Below are 18,976 nucleotides of genomic sequence, written 5' to 3'. Positions count from 1 at the left end.
ATCTCAACTCAAACATAGTTTACTATTTCCCTATATTATTTCTAATCATTATCTTTTTATAAAAACATTGGTAATTACTATAATAGAGGAGAAAATATAAATGTTCAAATAAGAACTAACCTTCTATGAATAGGAGCAATGATTATGTTATTAAAGCAACATTTTACCATTGGTGAGATGGCAAAAATGCATCGTATCGCAGAATCGACCTTGCGCTATTATGATGAAAAAGAGATTTTCAAGCCAAAAATGGTGGATGCCAGCACGCAATATCGCTACTATACTATCGATCAATTTTCTATGCTGGAAACGATCAAATTTTTGCGTCATCTGGACATTCCGTTAAAAGAGATTAAGCGTTTTGTTGACGAGAGAACACCAGCAACCGCACTCGATCTTTTAGAGAAACAGTCACAAATAATGGTGAAAAAACAAAAAGAAATAGAGTATATGCTGGCGAAAATGGACAATAAAATGCACTTGATAAAAAAATCTTTAGAGAAGCCTTCAATCTCCTTATTCTTCAATAAGCTTCCTAAAAGGCATATAATCTCCATGCCTATAGCTTCTAATGCCACGGACGAGATGTTTGAATTTTATATTCACTCTTTACAGCAACAACTACAAATCGCTAATGTTGCTCTTTTCTCTGGAGACATTGGGGTAACGATAGCTAAAAAATCACTATTACAAAATGAATTTCAATTGTATAGCAGTATTTTTATTCTGCTTGAACATTTGCCAGACAGCATCGAACATTTAGATACTATTGCAGAAGGAACATACGCCTGCATGTACCATCAAGGTCCTTATGAAAAAACAAAACACACTTATGAAAGTATGCTGCGTGAAATTGAGCAACAAAACTATGAGATCACTGGATCAGCTATTGAGTTAGGGCTAATTGACCTAGCCGTAACAAGCAACGAAGCTGATTTTTTAACAGAAATTCAAATTCCCGTAGCAAAGAAATAACTGCGATCCTCCCTCTTGACCTTCAAGTTACTTGAAGGTTTAAAATGTGGACACAGAGAAAGGGAGATGATCGCATGAGTACAACCATCAATTTAAAAGAAAAACCGATAAACCAATTATTTATTTCTTATTTAATCCCAGCTGTTCTAGGCATGGTGTTAATGTCCATCAATATTATCATCGATGGAATTATGATCAGCCGCGGGGTCGGCGCGAATGGCTTAGCAGGTGTCAATGTTGCTTTGCCAGCCTTTTCAATTTTCTTTTCAATTTCTTTATGGATCGGTATGGGGGGAGCAACTTTATATTCCATCTCCTTAGGCCAAAATAAAATAGAAGAAGCTCGCTCGATTTTTTCACAATCGATGACACTGGCAATGATAATCGTCAGTGGTTTACTCATGATCTGCCTCTGGAAGATAGAGAAGCTTGCCTATTTATTTGGGGCTAATGAAGTGGTTTTGCCTTATACACTCGACTATTTACAAGTTTTATTAATGTTCGGCATGATCTATGTGCTAGAAAATATCCTGAGCATTTTTATCCGTAATGATGGCAACCCGAATCTTGCAATGACAGGATTAATCGTGACCGCTGTTTGTAACATCATTTTTGATTATATGTTTATCTTTATTTATGGCTGGGGTGTGAAAGGAGCGGCCACTGCAACGATCCTTTCAGCAGCTATCGGCTTTCTTGTTTTGATGACTCACTTCTTGAGAAAAGATAGTTTGTTAAAGTGGACGACCATTCGGTTCCAAAAGAAAACCGTATGCCAAATCATAACGATTGGATTTCCTAGCTTTACAACTGAGTTCTCAATGGCGCTAATTACCATTGGCTTTAACATCGCTTTCGTTCGTTACGCTGGAGAAATAGGAGTTGCTGCTTTTGCCATCGTGAATAGTATCCATTCGATGATGCTGCTTGTTTTCTTCGGCGTAGGGGCAGCTTTACAGCCTATTTCTAGCTTTCATTACGGAGCTAAACTCTATGACCGATTGAAACTAAGCTTACAGTTAACCGTTAAAACTGCGATCATCATGGGGATCATTGCGGTTGGCACAGGCTGGCTCTTTGCCGATTACATCGTCATGCTGTTTCAAGTTGAGTCTGAAGAATTGCTGACGCTTACTATCAGTGGAATGACTTTATTCTTTATCCATTATTTATTTCTAGGCTATAACATTGTCTACGCAGAATACTTTCAATCGATTAGACAAATTAGAAAATCGGTGCTGATCATTTTATCCCGAGGATTATTTCTTGTCGTTCCTTTACTATTTATTTTACCAGCTTGGTTTGGTGTCAACGGCATTTGGCTCGTACTACCTGTCGCTGAAGCACTAGCCGCTTTGATCGTATTTATCATGAATCGTTGGCGGCATCCTGTACCAGTGGAGCACGTAAAAACTACTGCATAACTTTGACCTAAAAATACCCCTGTTTGGAATGACTCAAACAGGGGTAGGTTGCTTATAAGAAAAGCCTAGTCCTTTTCTTCTTTTATTATTAAACATCATTATTGATCCCATAATTAACAATACACGAGCGGCTAATAAAAAACTGCTCATTCGTTCCTTTCCGCTGTAAATAGAGAGTATCCGCTTGATTGGTTAATTCATATAACTGATCTAAATGGTAAACTCCGTTTGGAAGATAACTACTATATAAAGAAGATCCTACAGCAGCAGCCACTTGAGCTGTGATCAATGATTCGTTTTCTCCGTGTAAAGATAAACCAACTCGTTTCTTTTCTCCCTCTTTAAAGCCATATGCATCCACTTTTACTGCGTATTGTGCCGTTCCTATTCGTAATGAACTTAGCAACTTAACCATCAAGGAACGCACAGCTTTTTTCTCAAGAAAGCGACTTACCCCCATTCTGCGTAATAAGGCCATCGAAGTAGTCATCCACCGAGAATCAAAGCATAAACGTGTAGCTACCGTCGGGACATGCAAAGTACGGGGAAGAGCTTGCTGATCAGAGAAAGGAAAGCGGTATGCTACATGCTTGCCCAAGCTTGAACCAAAATCAGTTAGTTGCCTATCTGTAAAACTATCAACAGCGACTAATTGATTATTTTGCATCACTTCAAAACGACTGTTCACTTGATCTATCGTCCACTCTATAGCCGCTTTCCCGTGGCTATCTCCTAAGCCTAGCATAATAGCAATGTCGATACGATCCGTCTGATCGAACACCAACTTCGCCTGTTGCGCTAATAAATTCGTCAAACCGGGGGCTAATCCAACACTTAGTATCCCCGTTGCCTCATAAGACTCAGCATTCAGCTTTTCCAACTGAGATAAAAACGAACCCTTTGCGGAAATATCCACATAATGAGTGCCGTTCATTAAACATTTTCTAGCGAATGCTGGACTTTCCTGATCAATGCACATAATGACTAATTTTGTTCGCTCAAGCCACTGCCAATCAACTGACTCATCTGTCGTTAATTGTAGAGGCTTTACCTTTCCATTCATCGTTTGGCAAAAGCGCTCCGCCTGTTCTAGTCGTCTCCCTGCTGCATAGACACGACCTGGATAAACCTCCCCTAACATCTTACATATTTGTCCTCCCACATGACCGTACCCGCCAACAACTACAATATCTTGTTTCATCGTTTGTCGTTGTCACCACCTTTAATAGCAAACCAACCGTCGATTAAATACGCACTAAAAAATCGTGTGACATTCATAAAACCAGCTCCCTCGATTAAATCCTCCATTTCAGACGATGGAATCGGATGAGTCGTTTCACCAATCGACCCCTTGAACCGCTCCCATTCCTGTTCAGGTATACTATTCGCCAACATATGACGTTTCCAAGCTTGCATTTGCCACTCAAAAGCTTGCGATCTTGAATCCCCGTTAATCGATGCGATAAACAGCGGTGCACCTACTTCCAACCGGTCAGCGATATTTTTTAAAAGAAGACGCTTTTTTTCCATATCAAGAAAATGTAGAACGAGCATGCACGTAGCAGCCGTATAACGTTGATCTAGCTGATCCACTTCTCCTTCCACTAATTCCACTTGTAACTCCATTCCAGATAAGTTCACTCTTTTCTGTGCCACATCTAGCATTTTTGCTGATGGGTCCACACCGGTAAATAGCCAATCGGGATGACGTTCACCAAGCGTCATAAGCTCTTGTCCCCCTCCAGCACCAACAACGAGAACACTCGCTTGTTGATTCGCCAGCTGAACGGCGAGCAAACGCTCCATCATATCATATAGCAACTCATAGCTAGGAATTTTCAACGTGATCTTTTCTTGATACGTATAGACATCTGAGTGATTCCAGTTTAAGTTATTGAATTCTGGCATTTTCTATCCTCTCCCTTAATAGATGAACAATTTTATTTTTATCCTGCACCATAACATCTGTCTGAACCTTCGCGGGGTTCCCTTCAAGCATAATGATTCGTGAACCTAGTTGTACCGCTTCTTCTATTTCGTGTGTCACCAACAAAATCGTTGGTCGGAATTCGCTCCATAGCTGCCATAATAATCGTTGCATATCTGTTTTAGTCGCCATATCTAGTCCTTGAAAGGGTTCATCTAATAGTAAAAATTCTGAACGAGCAAAAAATGCTCGAACAAGAGATACTCTCTGCCTCATACCGCCACTTAATTGACTAGGATAAGCATGTACCCAATCCGCTAATCCGGCCGTTTCCAACAATCTTCGTGCCTGCTGCTCCTCTTGTAAAAGATTCTCTCCTACCCACATCACATTTTCTAAAGCGGTTCTAGTCGGCAATAACCTTGGTTCTTGGAACACGCAACCTACTTTTATCTGTTCAAGATGCGAAACTTTTCCTCTCTGCGGTTTCTCCAAACCTGCTAACACACGAAGCAACGTTGTTTTTCCAATCCCAGAAGGTCCCATCATACAAGTAATACTCCCGCGCTCCAAATCCAATGTGAAGTTTTCAAATATCGTTCTTTTTCCACGTATGATTGTTAATTGTTCTAATTTCATCAAATCCCATTCCTCTTTCTTCTCGATATACACGCGCGAACAGTTGCTTCAATGCCCATACCTAGCAAAACAACGACAAATGTCCACGCCATAACCTCCGCCGTTTCCAAATAAATTCGGGCACTATTCATCGAAGCACCTATCCCTGTATATCCGCTGATCAGCTCTGCCATAACAACCGTTTTCCATCCAACACCAATGTTAATAGTCAATGCTGACAGCCAAAAAGGAAGTAATGCTGGCAAGTAAATATCCCGGATTTGTTTCAATCGGCTGACTCGGAATACATAGGCCATTTCTAAAAGCGGTTTCGAAACTTGACGAATTCCTTCCACAGAATTGAAGAAAAACACTGGAAATAAGGCGATCGTCACCACTAAAACTTGTGAGCCACCATCAACCCCCAACCAAATGATTGCTAGTAGAATCCATGAAATTGGGGGGATCGCTTGCAATAGCAAAACGGCTGGCCTGATAAATGCGCAGGCATTTGTATTGAGCCCAGACAATACACCTAGTCCACACCCTAGAAAAAGAGCTATACTAAACCCCACTCCGAACCGCAGCAATGTGATCGACAACGAATCCCATAACACTCCGGTTTTTATCAATTTTTCTAGAGCTTGCACCGTTTCATATGGACCTGGAATGACAACAGCTGGATACTGCTTGGCAACTAGTACCCATAGTACAATCAATATCATAAAAGTGAAGAAAGACCGCCAATGATTATAAATCGTAGTAAAAATCGTCATCTGGTTGTTTTCCCCCAACTGCTTCAGGAGCTATTTGTAATAAAACATCAAAATAACGTTCGACCTCCTGCCTTGCAGTAGTGGCATCTTTAAACCCAAGTATAATCTTGTCCATCGATTGAGAAATCACTGGCTCTGGCATACTAAGTAAATCAGCCGCCGGTTTTAATACCTTTTGAGGCTGCTGGTGTATGTCTTCAACACCTTTACTATATAATTCTTGAAAATCAGCAATCTCTTTTGGATGCTTCTCTGCCCATTCTTTATGAACAAAGATGCCTGTCGAAGGCAAATCTTCTCCAAATGTACTTTTCCACATTGATTGATAATCCACAACTTCATGCAACTGCCTTTGCAATTTGACCCTTAAACCACTAAGAGCTGGCTCAGGTAACACTGCATGCTTAATCGTACCGTTAGCTAGCTGTTGCATAATATCCGGAATGGCTCCATAAGCTAATTGAATTTTCCCATCCAACTGTTCTTTATTTATTAAAAATTCCGTCAAAACACTAGGAGGTCCACCTGGTCCCGGTAAATAGATCGTTTCTCCTTCTAAATCCCTTAAATTCCTTACTTCTGAATCAATAGAGGCTAAATACATCGAACCCCAAGTATTAACATGAATAAGCTGAAGCGGAATCCCTTTTGTATACATATTTGCTCCGACATTAAGCGGGGCAGCAAAAAATTGTGCCTCTTCCTCTTGAACTTGAGCGAGAAATTGTTCTAAAGTATCCCATGTTTTCACATCAATATGTAGTTGAGCATCCTGTTGCTCAGCAGCTACTAATACCGGAAAAACTGCCGGAGCTTTTGGAGAAGCTAGGGTAACTGTTGATTCTTTACTTTTTGTTGAGTGCTTCGCTGGCTCAGTGCGCTCTTTTTCCTTGCATCCTGTTGCTACCATCATGAGAACAAAGCATAGACATAAGATTTTAAATGAATGAAGCCGTATTCTTGGCATATTCTCTTTTCAACTCCTCATCTTTTTTGTAAAATTAATTAATAATTATTCTCAATTATAATAAGATAGCTGAAAAATTCTATCCCATAAACATGGGGTTTTACTACTTTAAAAAGACAAGATGGGGAGGATGTTATGAATAACATCGTTCAACAATTTACCAAACTAGAGCGCACATCACCAACCTCTCAGCACTATCGAGAAAACATCATCGCAGAACTACGAAAAGTGATTCCTTTCGCTGCCTCTTGCTGTACAATGGTCGATCCAAATACACTGCTGTCTACAGGAGCCATCACAGAGGATAACGTTGAAAAGATCCATCCACTCATATTTAAATACGAATTCTCACAAAACGACTTCAATCATTACGACGAGTTGGTGCAATCACAAACAACCGTTGCCACCTTAAGCGAAGCAACGGAAGGACAGCTTGAACAAAGTCATCGTTATCGGACGATTTTGCAGCCTGCTGGATTTCGCGACGAACTGCGTGCTGCACTAATGAGTGAGGGGAAATGCTGGGGGTATTTAACTCTATTTCGAGGAGAACAGCAGCCTCTTTTTACTAAAGAGGATCGCAGCTTACTATCGACGATCACTCCTTTCATAGGTCGCGCCTTACGCCAATATCGGCTAGAGCTTTCACACAAAGAAGCCAATCATCAAGTTCAGAGAAATGGGATTCTGATATTATCCGATGACCTTCACCCTTTATCATGTGATGTCATTGCAGAAGATTGGCTAGCAGTCCTACGACGTTTGGAAAAAATAGATGATAAAACACTGCCAAGACCGATCCGAGCGATCTGTTCCCGCGCTTTGGAGGAAGTAGAGCCAGCAACCGCTCAAGTCTTTTTGTCGATCCCTGGTCATCCTTACTTATTGATCCGAGCAAGTTGTCTTCATCACTTTGATCAATCAAAACAAATTGCTGTTTCCTTTGAGCCTGCCTCTCCCTCTGATATCCTGCCATTCATTGAAGAGGTCTATCATTTATCTCAGCGTGAAAAAGAGATCATCGGCCAAGTGATCCGAGGCTTTTCTACAAAAGAAATTGCTGCTGCTTTTCACATTTCTGCTTATACCGTTCAAGATCACTTGAAATCGATCTTCTATAAAACAGGTGTGGCGAGTCGAAGAGAGTTAGTTTGGAAAATGTTTTCCCAGTATGTTTTGAAGTAAAAATCAAAAAAGGCTATTGTCAAATAACTTCAACAATAGCCTTTCTTTCAATTACTGTCCCTCTTCTATAACAGCCTGTTCCTTTTCAGCAGGAGCAGAGGCGAAGTTCAATGTCACCACTCCAACAATGATCAGCAAGATCGCTACCACTTTCAACATATTCATCGTTTCTCCAAAATAAAGAATACCGATAATGCTAATAATTGAAATCCCAACCCCCGACCAAATCGCATAAGCGACAGATACTTCAATTGCCTTCAAAGCAAGAGCTAAACAACTAAAGCTTCCTAGATAAAACACGATCATTAACAAACTAGGAAGCATTTTTGTTAATCCTTGTGATTGTTTCATAGAAATTGTTCCGATCACTTCGAATACAATTGCTAACGACAAATACATCCAATGCATGTAGCTACTCCTTTTTTTATCTTACTTCTCTACCTCAAAATCAGGTGCGACTGCTTTTTTAATAAATAAAGCAGTCAAAAACGCTAAAACACATAACCCTAAAGCAAACCAGTAAGCATGATGAACACCGATCGTCATCGCTTCATTCACTAACTGTTTAGTTATAGGAGCTGATTGTTCTTTCAGATGACTTGCACTTCCTTGCGTCATAATACTGACAAAGATTGATACTCCCAGTGCGCCAGAGACGGGCTGCAATGTGTTAGAAATCGCTGTTCCATGGGGATATAAATGCTTCGGTAATTCATTTAAAGCATTCGTATGAGCAGGCATCATAATCGCCGATACCGATAGCATCAAAATAATATACACTAAAACAAACGACCAAGTCGAAACAGATGGACTAATATTGCTATAGAAAATCATCACCATCACTAACGCAATCGTACCAGGTATAATTAATTTCCTTGGACCGTACTTATCAAACAAAGTCCCCATTACTGGTGACATAAGACCATTCAATAACGCACCCGGTAATAATAATAACCCTGCTACCTTCGCTGAATAGCCTAGAGGACCTTGTAAGTACATCGGCATGACGATTTCAGAAGCAAACATCGCCATAATGACAATGACAAAAAGGATAACTCCGCGCGTATAATTTTTATACTTAAACACACGAACGTCCAACAACGGTTCCTCTAGTTTTACCTGACGGAGTACAAATAAAATCAAGCTGATCACACTAACCGACAAAATAGAAAGAATCGTTATCGATAAAAAACCGTTTGAATACTCCCCTGCACTACTAAAGCCATAAACAATTCCGCCGATTCCAATCGTCGAAAGGATGATAGAGAGAACATCTACTTTAGGACGAGTCACTTCCCCTACATTTTGTAAATATTTAAATGCAAATACGATGGAGAAGAGGGCAAATGGAATGACAGAAATAAATAACCAACGCCACCCTAATAAATCAACAATCACTCCTGATAAAGTCGGACCGAGTGCAGGAGCGAACATAATAACTAAACCAAATGTTCCCATGATTTTCCCGCGCCCTTCAGGAGGATACAGGAAAAGTAAAGCATTCATAATCACAGGAATTAATAATCCTGTCCCCACTGCTTGAATCATGCGTCCCGTTAACAGCATAGGAAAATTCACTGCACAAGCTGCAATAACCGTTCCCACTAAAAAAACAGTCATCACACCGATAAACATTTGCCTCGTCGTAAACCATTGAATGAGCAAAGCAGAAATAGGCATTAACACACCCATCACAAGCATAAACCCCGTTGCCAACCATTGAACAGTTGGTGCATCAACATGAAATACTTCCATTAACTGTGTTAATGCAATATTAAGCAAAGTCTCATTTAATATCGCAAAAAACGCACCGATCATAAAAGTAATTAATATCACTTTTTTATTTATATTAGGCTCCATATAATCCTCCCACATAAGAATTTCTTAATTAGTCATGAAATAGCCCATCTATTTATATGCACGAACAAAAACCTCCTATCCATCTTCGAATAGGAGGTATAATGGGGAAAATAAACAAAAGAAACCTAAACAGACTTCTTATCATTTACATCAGCACATTACAAATCCTATTCAAAAAACCATTCCAAAGATAATAACGAATGTTTTTTCTCGTAATAGGATTATAAAATCATGTGCTCTTCCACCTTCCGTGTTTAGTTACTTCTATTAAAACAAATAATAAGGTGCCTGTCACTCCCCGAGTTTTGTCGGATGATCACCTTTAGTTCCCTCGCAACAGCTGCAAGATCAAGCTCGGCTGCTGGTTAGCTTGAGCCATCATCGCCATTGCGACTTGCGCCAAGACAGATTGCTTGGCGTATTCCATCATCTCTTTTGCCATATCGGCATCCCGAATACGTGATTCTGCCGCGGTTAAATTTTCTGCTGTGTTTTCTAAGTTGTTGATCGTGTGTTCAAGCCTTCTTGTATAAGCACCCAGTCTAGATCGTTGAGATGATACCTTTTCGATAGCTTTATCAATAATCGAACTGGCGGATGAAGCAGAATCAGCGGAGGACATATCAAGTGTGCCGTTTGTTGTGTACCCTGTCCCAGAGCCAATTAACCCGATCGCTTCCGCTCGCATGTCAGACATTCCAAGAGTCATTGTTTGCCCAGCGTTAGCCCCGACTTGAATGTGAAATTCATTTTTCGAACCATCGAGCAACTTCATCGTATTGAATTCTGTATCGCCGCCGATTCTCGTAATTTCTTCCGTTAACTGATCAATTTCTTCTTGGATCGCTAATCGATCTCCCTCACTAAGGGTATCGTTGGCTGCCTGTATAGAAAGCTCGCGCATCCGCTGAAGAATCGCATGCGTTTCATTTAGCCCACCTTCTGCCGTCTGAATTAAAGAAATAGCATCTTGCGCATTGCGCGAAGCTTGATTCAGCCCACGAATTTGCGCTCGCATTCTTTCAGAGATCGCCAGTCCCGCCGGATCATCAGCCGCTCGGTTAATCCGCAACCCCGAAGACAATCGCTCCATCGCCCGACCTTGTGCAGCTAACGCCTTGTTAAACATCCGATAAGAATACATCGCCATTACATTATGATTAATTCTCATATCAATCATCATTGTTGTCAAAAATCATCTTACATTGACAACATCGCCCTCCTCTCCCTCTTGCTATCCGTTGTCATTTCCTGGTGTATGTTCTTTATATCGGTTGGATAAGCATTTTCTAAATATATACAAGGGGAGTAAATAAACTCCTTTTTTAAATTTCTCGATCATACTCTTCAAAAATAAGATTAGAAAATATTCCCTTGACTTTTTCGTTCTATAAATGCAATATATAAATTTCATAAAGCAATATATATATGTCTTTTTTCAAAAGAATAGTAGGTGATGGAATGAAAAATCGGGTGAAGTTGGCTCGCGTTGAAAAAGGGGTCACCCAAGAACAACTCGCTCAACAAGTGAAAGCAACACGACAGACAATCGGTCTTATCGAGAAAGGGAAATATAATCCCAGTTTGCAATTGTGCATGGCCATTGCGTTAACACTAGGCAAAACATTAGATGAATTATTTTGGGAGGTTGAATGAAGTGGAAAAATCGTGGATATCAATATTTCTGCCAGATGATGAATATAAAGAACGAAAGGTGCTTTTCTTCTTAGCAGAGTCAGCCGTAATCATGTTTTTATTACTTTTTGGACTACTCATTTCGCAAAGTGTGATGTCCAATTTTGAGTTAGACCCATTTATTGCTCTACTCATTCCTTTCGCAGTGTCTCTATATTATATGCTCATTCGATATATGCTGTCTGGCATTGAATTTTCAGATGTAATGACCGAACAAGCTTTTAAGAGAAAAAAACGACTCGCTATTTTACAATCAATTGCTTTTTTCGGGTTCTTTACTATTGCTGCTTTTATCTTCGGAATGAGAAACTGGGATGCAGTTGGACAGGCTACACTTGCTGCTATTTTTCTTTTTCTCATGAATTATATTTCCTTGCGCCGTTCTTATCGAAAAAATAAAGAGCTTTTATAAAAAAAGCAGACCCATATTAAGGTCTGCTTTCCTACATTATTCCCCTAAGTCTACGTTGTGGTACACTTGTTGAACATCTTCTAAATCTTCTAATACATCGATCAGTTTTTCAAATTGCGCTTGAGCTTCTTCTGACAGTTGAACTTCACTTTGCGCAAGCATCGTTAATTCAGCGACTGTAAATTCCGTCACTCCTGCCTGCTTGAATGCTTCTTGCACCGCATGGAATTGATCAGGCTCAGCGTAAACGATCACCGCTTCGTCTTCTTCTAAAATATCGCGTGCATCGACATCTGCTTCCATTAATAACTCAAGCACATCATCAGCCGTTTTTCCTTCTACACCGATAACGGCTGTTGCATCAAACATATAAGCAACTGATCCGCTCACGCCCATGTTTCCGCCGTTCTTACCGAAGGCTGCGCGAACTTCTGATGCTGTACGGTTAACGTTATTCGTTAATGCATCGACAATCACCATTGATCCGTTTGGTCCGAAGCCTTCATAACGAAGCTCGTCGAAGTTTTCTTCTGAACCACCTTTCGCCTTTTCAATCGCCCGATCAATGATTGCTTTCGGCACACTGTACGTTTTTGCACGCTCAAGCACCACTTTTAATGCCTGATTAGATTCCGGATCTGGCTCGCCTTGCTTTGCTGCCACATAAATTTCCCGTCCAAACTTCGCGTAGATCCGACTAGTATTGGCATCTTTTGACGCTTTTTTTTCCTTAATATTGTTCCATTTACGGCCCATTATGACCACTCTCTTTCTGAATTAAGTCTGCACCCATAATTATATTATAAAAGTGGGTAACTTCTTCAACATTTTTTTCTGGAAAACCGTAGTTACTTTCATTGTAGTATTTCATTTTCAAGCAACACAAACTCAAAACCTTGCTCTCGTAAAACTGGCACTGCTTGTTTGACCCCTTCAGCCGTTCCGCTTTGTGGCTGGTTCATATGTAAAAGAGCAATCGAACCTGCCTTCGCACCCGTTAACGCTTGTTTCACTTGCTCACTAGAAAATGTCGCTCCCGCATCACCGAGCACATCATAATTAACTACTTGATATCCGAGCTCCTCAGCTAACTGAACAGCCACCTCATCATAATAAGCTGTACCCGATCGAAACATCGTCATCTCTTTTCCCGTCAATGCTTTGACCGTTTTATGATTGTTCATCATTTCATCGTAGGCCTCTTGGGGCGAGGTGGTTGCTTTAATCCCCCACGCCTCCCCACCTGCCACAGATAACGGAGCATGCTCCGTTCCATGATTTTCGATCTGAAACAAAGGATCGGCCGCTAATTCTAAAAAAAGCGCTTCATTCGTATGAATCCATCGTTCATTTAAAAACAACGTAGCCGGAATCTGTTCCGCTCGTAAAAAGGAGATAAGTTCTTCATCATAGCCACTACCATGAGCCCCTCCACAGGCATCAAACGTGAGTGAGACCTTCTTCTCATTCGTTTTCATTCTCGTCCTTACTCCATCCACCTGTTCGCCCCATTGCATTGGCTTGCGCTCAAAAGCACTTAAGTCAATCGGCTTCACTGCTTCTTCCGGCACCTTTTCTGAAATTTCTACTACTTCCTTTTTCTCTACTGGAATCGCTGCTTGCTCCTCTTCTTGACTACACCCTTGAAGCAGCAATAAAGATAAGCACGTACTGATTAGTAAAAATCCTGCCTTCATATTTTCCCCTCATTCTTTAATCTCAAACTAGACATTAGTTCTCTAAATAACGATACAGCGTTGATTTGCTAATACCTGTTTCTGCTTTAATTTCTGCTAAGCTGTATTTTTTACTTTCATACATCACGATGGCTCGTTTAACATTTTCATCCGGCTTTCGCGGTCGTCCAGTGGTGATACCTTTTTGTTTTGCCTCGTATAATCCTTGCTTCGTTTTTTCACTGATGACATCGCTTTGGAAGGCAGCTAAATGATGGACAATCGCTTTAAATGAATAGCCTCGCTCATCACTCGTATCAATTCCCTCTTTCAAGGTACAAAGAAACGCACCTTTTTCATCGATTTGTTCTAACAGCTCGACTAAATGACGGGTCGAATCCGCTAACACAAATAATTTTTCTACAATAATTTTATCATCTGGTTCAAGATGAGCCATCATATGATCTAGCTGGGTTCTTCGTTTCGCTGATGAATGTTCCTCGATAAATATTTTTTGACACGAATAGTTATTTAATAAGTTCTCTTGAATCGAACAAGTTGGGTCGTCTTGAGATGGTCGCATATATCCTATAAGCATCTTTTTTCTCCTTCATTTTTGGTGAAGTTTTCTTTCATCTTAACATAATGTTTACGAATTTTTATTCCCAAAAGGGTTCTATTTTAAAACTCGAGATGTTACACTTCTCTTTATGAATGAACAAGATTGATATTAATAAATGAGGTGTTAACATAGTGATTGAAAAAATAAAAACAGAATGGTTTTCCAATGTGAGAGCTGATATCCTTGCTGGAATTGTCGTCGCACTGGCTTTAATTCCAGAAGCTATCGCCTTTTCTATCATCGCAGAAGTCGATCCGATGGTTGGGCTATATGCTTCTTTTTGTATCGCTGTCATTATCGCCTTCGTCGGTGGTCGACCAGCGATGATTTCTGCTGCGACTGGCGCAATGGCCTTGCTCATGGCTCCGTTAGTGAGAGAGCATGGATTAAATTATTTATTAGCCGCTACGATTTTAACCGGAGTCATTCAAATTTTATTCGGGGTATTTAAAGTCGCTAAAGTGATGAAATTTATTCCACGCGCCGTCATGATTGGCTTCGTAAATGCACTAGCTATTTTAATTTTCATGGCACAAGTGCCTCACTTTATTGGCATTTCCAATATGACGTATGTATTTGTTGCGATCACGTTAGTCATTGTTTATACGTTACCGAGATTCATTAAGACGGTTCCGGCACCGTTAATTGCTATCGTTGCTTTAACTGCTGTAGCGCTTTTTAGCGGAGTGGAATTGCGAACAGTCGGTGACTTAGGAAATATTACGCAAACATTGCCGTCGTTTTTCATCCCTGATGTTCCTTTTACATTAGAAACGTTGCAAATTATTTTCCCTTATTCAATCGCTCTAGCCATTGTTGGTTTGTTAGAAACATTATTAACAGCTTCGATTGTCGATGATATGACAGGGACAGACAGTCAGAAGAACAGAGAGGCCCGTGGACAAGGTATCGCCAATATTGCCACTGGTTTCTTCGGTGGAATGGCTGGGTGTGCGATGATCGGACAGTCCGTCATTAACGTCAAATCAGGTGGACGTGGCCGATTATCTACACTAACTGCTGGTCTATTTTTAATGTTTTTAATCATTGTTTTAGGTGATTTAGTCGTACAAATCCCGATGCCTGTTCTTGTTGGGATTATGATTATGGTGTCAGTTGGCACATTTGACTGGTCATCCTTCTCTTACTTAAAGAAAGCACCGAGAAGTGACGCCGTTGTTATGTTAGCAACCGTCAGCATCGTCGTCGCTACGCACGACTTATCTAAAGGGGTTATTGCAGGTGTCCTATTAAGCGCCATTTTCTTTGTTGCAAAAATCTCAAAAATTAAAGTTAACGGCTTGAAAGAAAAACACCAGCTTATCTACGCGGTGGAAGGTCAATTATTTTTTGCCTCCGTCGAAGGGTTTGTCGACTCCTTTGATTTTAACACGGAAAATAGCAAAGTCATTATTGATTTTTCTAACGCCCATATTTGGGATGATTCCGCTGTCGGTGCGATCGACAAAGTCGTGATGAAATACCGTGAGAACAACAATCACGTAACGGTCAAGAACCTCAACTCCGCCAGTAAAAAGCTTGTAGATCAGCTAGCGATCTATGATGACTTACAAGCAAAAGTATCGACCCACTAAATGGAGAGTGATAGTATGTATAAACGTATTTTATTAGCTGTCGATGGATCCGAGCATTCTTTGCGCGCTACCGAAGAAGCAATCAAAATCGCTTCGTTCGCAAGTGGCTGTGCCATTGACCTCGTGTTCGTCGCTGATTATGCGAAAGCAAAAAATGAAGTGCTTCATGCACAAAGCCAAGAAGAGTTAACGCTTGCTCGAAGACAACGACTGTTACCGATTGAAGAACAGCTAAAAGCAAGCAATATCAATTATCAACTGAATATATTACATGGTGAACCCGCCCCTACTATTGTTGATTACGCCAATAAAGAAAACTTCGATATGACAATTATCGGAAGCCGCGGCCTTAACTCCTTGCAAGAAATGGTGTTAGGTAGCGTCAGCCACAAAGTCGTCAAACGAGTGAACGGGCCTGTTCTTATTGTAAAATAGTAACTAAAACGGACTGTTAGAACATTGCAACAGTCCGTTTTGCTGTTTATCACGATACATTGCTTCCCTTTACACATCACCTATATAATGAAGCTACCACGTATTTGGAAAGGACAAGATTTTCATGACGATTACCCGAGCATTATCGATTGCCGGTTCAGCCGCTAGAGGCGGAGCTGGGATTCAAGCAGATATCAAAACATTTCAAGAGCTAGACGTATTTGGCATGAGTGCAATTACAGCAATTGTCGCTAGCCATCCGCGCACCGATCAAGGGGTCTTTCCTCAATCCATTGAAGCGATTGAGGCACAAGTATATACCGCCTTACACGACATTGGCGCGGATGCGTTGAAGACGGGTATGCTTTTCACCGAGAAAATTATTACAAAAGTAGCACAGTGGGTTGAGGAAGCCGATGTAGCTAATATTGTTGTGGATCCAGTAATGATTGGAAAAATGGGCTCTGCCTTACTCAAGGACGATGCCATTGATGCGATGAAAACAAAGCTTTTGCCACTAGCGACGATCATTACACCGAATATGCCAGAAGCAGCAAAACTATTAGAAATCGATCCACTAACATCTGTCGAAGAGTTAAAAGAAGCTGCACGAGCGCTACATCACCTCGGACCAAAATATGTCCTCGTCAAAGGTGGACGTTTAGAAGGACCAGCCATTGACGTCCTATTTGATGGGAAACAATTTTATTTATTAGAAGCCCCACGCATTGATACGATTCATACAAACGGAGCAGGCTGCACCTATTCGGCAGCCATTACAGCTGAACTAGCTAAGGGGAGTACCGTACCGGAAGCGGTGGAGAAAGCGAAACAATTCATTACCGCCGCTATCCGTTATTCCTTTAGCTTTAAGCGAGGCGTCGGACCAACGAACCATGCAGCTTACGGCAAATATAATGAAACAGGTTGTAAAGTGACCGTAGAATAAAGAAATAAAGGAGAGCTTCACTCGAAGCTCTCCTTTATTTCTTTGTTAATCCTTCCTTCATCACATTTAACAGAAAGATAGTTAAAGAAAACATAGCTACTGGCAAAAGAACAATCCAAGGTGCTACAAATACTTCTAAACGATCCATAGAGATTAGGCCACTCCATTCATTACTCAAGGAGCGATGTTCTGCTTTCTCAATCCCGGATCTCTCCACTTGCCCGCCTAGATAAATATTAAAAAACCCTAAATAAATGAATAATAAGCAAACTTGTACACACTGTTGGAGAAATAAAATAATAACTGGGCCTTTTAAGAATGGCCAAATATGCACTCTCCACAAATGATATTTACCTGCTCCAAGCAGAAGAGAAGTTGTTATGTATAACTCCTTCATAGTCAACTCAATCTTATGTGCAATTAATACGGTTACTGAAGGCAACATGACAAGAACGATAATCATACATTGCAACAATAATATTGGAAAGCTCACACCTTCCAACTCTATCATCATCATTGGCATCATAAAAATAATAGCTAGAAAAATGGTAGGAATATATTGAAAGGATTCCAATATAGTATATATGTGCTTTTTGAACCGCCCTCCCCATAAAACGAGGATACCTGCGAGAGTCAACCCTAACATCACTTGAAGAAAGCTGACCACTAACATTAAACTGAGCGTATATTTTGCTCCATCCATAACTTTGTAAAACATACTATTACCATATTTATCACTCCCAAATGGCGGAAAATCTTTTGGGTGGTAAGGGGCTGACAGCCAAGTTCCATCTTCCTTCTGTTGAACAGAGGGATTGGTTCCGTCTTCTACAAATGGGATGCATATACTAACTGCTAATAACAACATGATACCAATGAACCCCACTAAGAATCCTTTAGATTGAAACGCATTCTTCATAGCCTAACCCCCCTCTTCTTTAACCAAATAGAACCCACCTGGAAGTAAAGAAAAAAAGTAGTGAACAGCAAAGAAAGCCAAACAAACAACGTAGCTGGCGTCATAATACTACGTAGCAAAAATGACATATAACCGTTAATATTGAACGCATATTCAATAATCAGCATCGAAGATAACATAAATAAAAATACCGACTTAGAGTGATAAAAAAGTGGCGGTATAATATTACGGAATAAATGCCTATAAAAAATCAAATGATGATCGATCCCCTTTGCATAAGCAAATTCAATATAGGTTTTCCCTGATTCATCATGTAGATAATGGATCGCCATTTTCGTGAGTTGAATCATTGGAATGACCGTCAAACAAAACACAGGTAACACAATTGGACGACCATCCCCTGAATCTGCAATACTCAACCATTTCATCCCTGTTGATTGATAAATATAAATAACTACTAACTGAATAGTCCAAATAATCATAAGATCAGGAATCGACTCTATTACTGTTAATCCTCTTCTCAAAGCACGTCTCCAACGTTCAGAAACATAATAATAGAAATTTAATAAGATAAAAGTTCCTAAAAGAGCGATTCCTAAAGAAAGAAAAAATATAGAGAAAGAATACGAAAATAAAGAAAGTAAATAAGGAAATAAAGGATGCTCTGTAAAACCAGAGCGACTCATATAAGTCATTGATAATGGCGACTGTAATTGCTGAAACGTTTCCGCAAGAGTAGGTAAAAAAGGTTGTCCTCCCATCAGCAAAATAAGATGTGACATCAAAAAAAATACACAAATCGTTATCATATATTTAGCCAAATATATCCCCCCTTGAATATATTTTCAAAAAATATATTTTCAAAAAATAAAACCGATACAAGTAGCTTATACGATTGGCGGCTACTTCATTGAATATCATTATTTTACCATAAAGCATTA

Annotated in this window: 21 protein-coding genes; 8 read left to right on the top strand and 13 right to left on the bottom strand. The window is 40.2% G+C overall.

Annotated elements, in window-relative coordinates:
• Nucleotides 1-144: 144 nt before the first annotated feature.
• Nucleotides 145-975 carry a MerR family transcriptional regulator gene (locus ACSVDJ_RS01905; RefSeq protein ID WP_439170394.1) on the top strand — a complete coding sequence of 277 codons (831 nt, stop codon included), beginning with the start codon at nucleotides 145-147 and terminating at the stop codon, nucleotides 973-975.
• Nucleotides 976-1,049: 74 nt separating this feature from the next.
• A complete protein-coding gene (locus ACSVDJ_RS01900) occupies nucleotides 1,050-2,399 on the top strand; it encodes an MATE family efflux transporter (protein ID WP_439170395.1) in 1,350 nt (449 codons plus the stop codon).
• 88 nt (nucleotides 2,400-2,487) lie between these two features.
• On the opposite strand, the gene ACSVDJ_RS01895 is transcribed toward ACSVDJ_RS01900, so the two are convergent.
• The 5 genes from ACSVDJ_RS01895 to ACSVDJ_RS01875 are packed head-to-tail and all read right to left on the bottom strand — an operon-like array spanning nucleotide 2,488 to nucleotide 6,687.
• Entirely contained in the window at nucleotides 2,488-3,600 is a 1,113-nt protein-coding gene (locus ACSVDJ_RS01895) for a saccharopine dehydrogenase family protein (RefSeq protein WP_439170396.1), read from the bottom strand.
• Nucleotides 3,597-4,307 (bottom strand): class I SAM-dependent methyltransferase, encoded by a 711-nt coding sequence (locus ACSVDJ_RS01890; RefSeq protein ID WP_439170397.1) that lies wholly within the window; start codon nucleotides 4,305-4,307, stop codon nucleotides 3,597-3,599. The genes ACSVDJ_RS01895 and ACSVDJ_RS01890 overlap by 4 nt, the downstream gene beginning before the upstream one ends.
• A complete protein-coding gene (locus ACSVDJ_RS01885; RefSeq protein ID WP_439170464.1) occupies nucleotides 4,291-4,965 on the bottom strand; it encodes an ABC transporter ATP-binding protein in 675 nt (224 codons plus the stop codon). The genes ACSVDJ_RS01890 and ACSVDJ_RS01885 overlap by 17 nt, the downstream gene beginning before the upstream one ends.
• Nucleotides 4,965-5,720 (bottom strand): ABC transporter permease, encoded by a 756-nt coding sequence (locus tag ACSVDJ_RS01880; RefSeq protein ID WP_439170398.1) that lies wholly within the window; start codon nucleotides 5,718-5,720, stop codon nucleotides 4,965-4,967. Before ACSVDJ_RS01880 ends, ACSVDJ_RS01885 begins: the two co-directional genes overlap by 1 nt.
• Entirely contained in the window at nucleotides 5,695-6,687 is a 993-nt protein-coding gene (locus tag ACSVDJ_RS01875) for an ABC transporter substrate-binding protein (RefSeq protein WP_518619858.1), read from the bottom strand. The genes ACSVDJ_RS01880 and ACSVDJ_RS01875 overlap by 26 nt, the downstream gene beginning before the upstream one ends.
• Nucleotides 6,688-6,822: 135 nt before the next feature.
• On the opposite strand from ACSVDJ_RS01875, the gene ACSVDJ_RS01870 reads away from it, so the two are divergent.
• On the top strand, nucleotides 6,823-7,872 hold the full coding sequence (locus ACSVDJ_RS01870) for a LuxR C-terminal-related transcriptional regulator (protein ID WP_439170400.1): 1,050 nt from the start codon (nucleotides 6,823-6,825) through the stop codon (nucleotides 7,870-7,872).
• 51 nt (nucleotides 7,873-7,923) lie between these two features.
• Here ACSVDJ_RS01870 and ACSVDJ_RS01865 read toward each other — a convergent pair whose 3' ends face one another.
• The 3 genes from ACSVDJ_RS01865 to ACSVDJ_RS01855 all read right to left on the bottom strand — a co-directional run bounded on the left by ACSVDJ_RS01865 (nucleotide 7,924) and on the right by ACSVDJ_RS01855 (nucleotide 10,903).
• Entirely contained in the window at nucleotides 7,924-8,280 is a 357-nt protein-coding gene (locus ACSVDJ_RS01865) for a DMT family transporter (RefSeq protein ID WP_439170401.1), read from the bottom strand.
• A 21-nt stretch (nucleotides 8,281-8,301) separates the two neighbouring features.
• The gene (locus ACSVDJ_RS01860) at nucleotides 8,302-9,732 is read right to left on the bottom strand and encodes an MDR family MFS transporter (RefSeq protein ID WP_439170402.1); all 1,431 of its coding nucleotides are present in this window, start codon (nucleotides 9,730-9,732) and stop codon (nucleotides 8,302-8,304) included.
• A 322-nt stretch (nucleotides 9,733-10,054) separates the two neighbouring features.
• A complete protein-coding gene (locus ACSVDJ_RS01855) occupies nucleotides 10,055-10,903 on the bottom strand; it encodes a flagellin N-terminal helical domain-containing protein (RefSeq protein ID WP_439170465.1) in 849 nt (282 codons plus the stop codon).
• 290 nt (nucleotides 10,904-11,193) lie between these two features.
• Here ACSVDJ_RS01855 and ACSVDJ_RS01850 point away from each other — a divergent pair, with 290 nt between their 5' ends.
• On the top strand, nucleotides 11,194-11,388 hold the full coding sequence (locus tag ACSVDJ_RS01850) for a helix-turn-helix transcriptional regulator (protein ID WP_439170403.1): 195 nt from the start codon (nucleotides 11,194-11,196) through the stop codon (nucleotides 11,386-11,388).
• 1 nt (nucleotide 11,389) lies between these two features.
• Nucleotides 11,390-11,839 carry a DUF3278 domain-containing protein gene (locus ACSVDJ_RS01845; protein ID WP_439170404.1) on the top strand — a complete coding sequence of 150 codons (450 nt, stop codon included), beginning with the start codon at nucleotides 11,390-11,392 and terminating at the stop codon, nucleotides 11,837-11,839.
• Between the two features lie 36 nt (nucleotides 11,840-11,875).
• Here ACSVDJ_RS01845 and ACSVDJ_RS01840 read toward each other — a convergent pair whose 3' ends face one another.
• The 3 genes from ACSVDJ_RS01840 to ACSVDJ_RS01830 all read right to left on the bottom strand — a co-directional run bounded on the left by ACSVDJ_RS01840 (nucleotide 11,876) and on the right by ACSVDJ_RS01830 (nucleotide 14,113).
• The gene (locus ACSVDJ_RS01840) at nucleotides 11,876-12,595 is read right to left on the bottom strand and encodes a YebC/PmpR family DNA-binding transcriptional regulator (protein WP_439170406.1); all 720 of its coding nucleotides are present in this window, start codon (nucleotides 12,593-12,595) and stop codon (nucleotides 11,876-11,878) included.
• 98 nt (nucleotides 12,596-12,693) lie between these two features.
• Complete coding sequence (locus ACSVDJ_RS01835; protein ID WP_439170407.1) at nucleotides 12,694-13,536, bottom strand: polysaccharide deacetylase family protein; 843 nt, start codon at nucleotides 13,534-13,536, stop codon at nucleotides 12,694-12,696.
• Between the two features lie 34 nt (nucleotides 13,537-13,570).
• Nucleotides 13,571-14,113 carry a recombinase family protein gene (locus ACSVDJ_RS01830; RefSeq protein WP_439170408.1) on the bottom strand — a complete coding sequence of 181 codons (543 nt, stop codon included), beginning with the start codon at nucleotides 14,111-14,113 and terminating at the stop codon, nucleotides 13,571-13,573.
• A gap of 155 nt (nucleotides 14,114-14,268) precedes the next feature.
• Between ACSVDJ_RS01830 and ACSVDJ_RS01825 the strand changes: the two genes are divergently transcribed.
• The 3 genes from ACSVDJ_RS01825 to thiD all read left to right on the top strand — a co-directional run bounded on the left by ACSVDJ_RS01825 (nucleotide 14,269) and on the right by thiD (nucleotide 17,116).
• On the top strand, nucleotides 14,269-15,732 hold the full coding sequence (locus tag ACSVDJ_RS01825; protein ID WP_439170409.1) for a SulP family inorganic anion transporter: 1,464 nt from the start codon (nucleotides 14,269-14,271) through the stop codon (nucleotides 15,730-15,732).
• A 15-nt stretch (nucleotides 15,733-15,747) separates the two neighbouring features.
• Nucleotides 15,748-16,167 (top strand): universal stress protein, encoded by a 420-nt coding sequence (locus tag ACSVDJ_RS01820; RefSeq protein ID WP_439170410.1) that lies wholly within the window; start codon nucleotides 15,748-15,750, stop codon nucleotides 16,165-16,167.
• A 124-nt stretch (nucleotides 16,168-16,291) separates the two neighbouring features.
• Nucleotides 16,292-17,116 carry a bifunctional hydroxymethylpyrimidine kinase/phosphomethylpyrimidine kinase gene (thiD, locus tag ACSVDJ_RS01815; RefSeq protein WP_439170411.1) on the top strand — a complete coding sequence of 275 codons (825 nt, stop codon included), beginning with the start codon at nucleotides 16,292-16,294 and terminating at the stop codon, nucleotides 17,114-17,116.
• Nucleotides 17,117-17,150: 34 nt separating this feature from the next.
• On the opposite strand, the gene ACSVDJ_RS01810 is transcribed toward thiD, so the two are convergent.
• Both ACSVDJ_RS01810 and ACSVDJ_RS01805 read right to left on the bottom strand, forming a co-directional pair.
• Complete coding sequence (locus tag ACSVDJ_RS01810) at nucleotides 17,151-18,035, bottom strand: ABC transporter permease subunit (RefSeq protein WP_439170412.1); 885 nt, start codon at nucleotides 18,033-18,035, stop codon at nucleotides 17,151-17,153.
• Nucleotides 18,032-18,856 carry an ABC transporter permease subunit gene (locus ACSVDJ_RS01805; RefSeq protein ID WP_439170413.1) on the bottom strand — a complete coding sequence of 275 codons (825 nt, stop codon included), beginning with the start codon at nucleotides 18,854-18,856 and terminating at the stop codon, nucleotides 18,032-18,034. The genes ACSVDJ_RS01810 and ACSVDJ_RS01805 overlap by 4 nt, the downstream gene beginning before the upstream one ends.
• Nucleotides 18,857-18,976 lie beyond the last annotated feature (120 nt).

This window comes from Bacillus sp. Hm123 (genome assembly GCF_051842975.2).
Taxonomy (GTDB): Bacteria; Bacillota; Bacilli; order Bacillales; family Domibacillaceae; genus Bacillus_CE.
The sequence above is the reverse complement of the archived record's forward strand: the minus strand, read 5'-3'. Positions and strand labels throughout refer to the sequence as shown.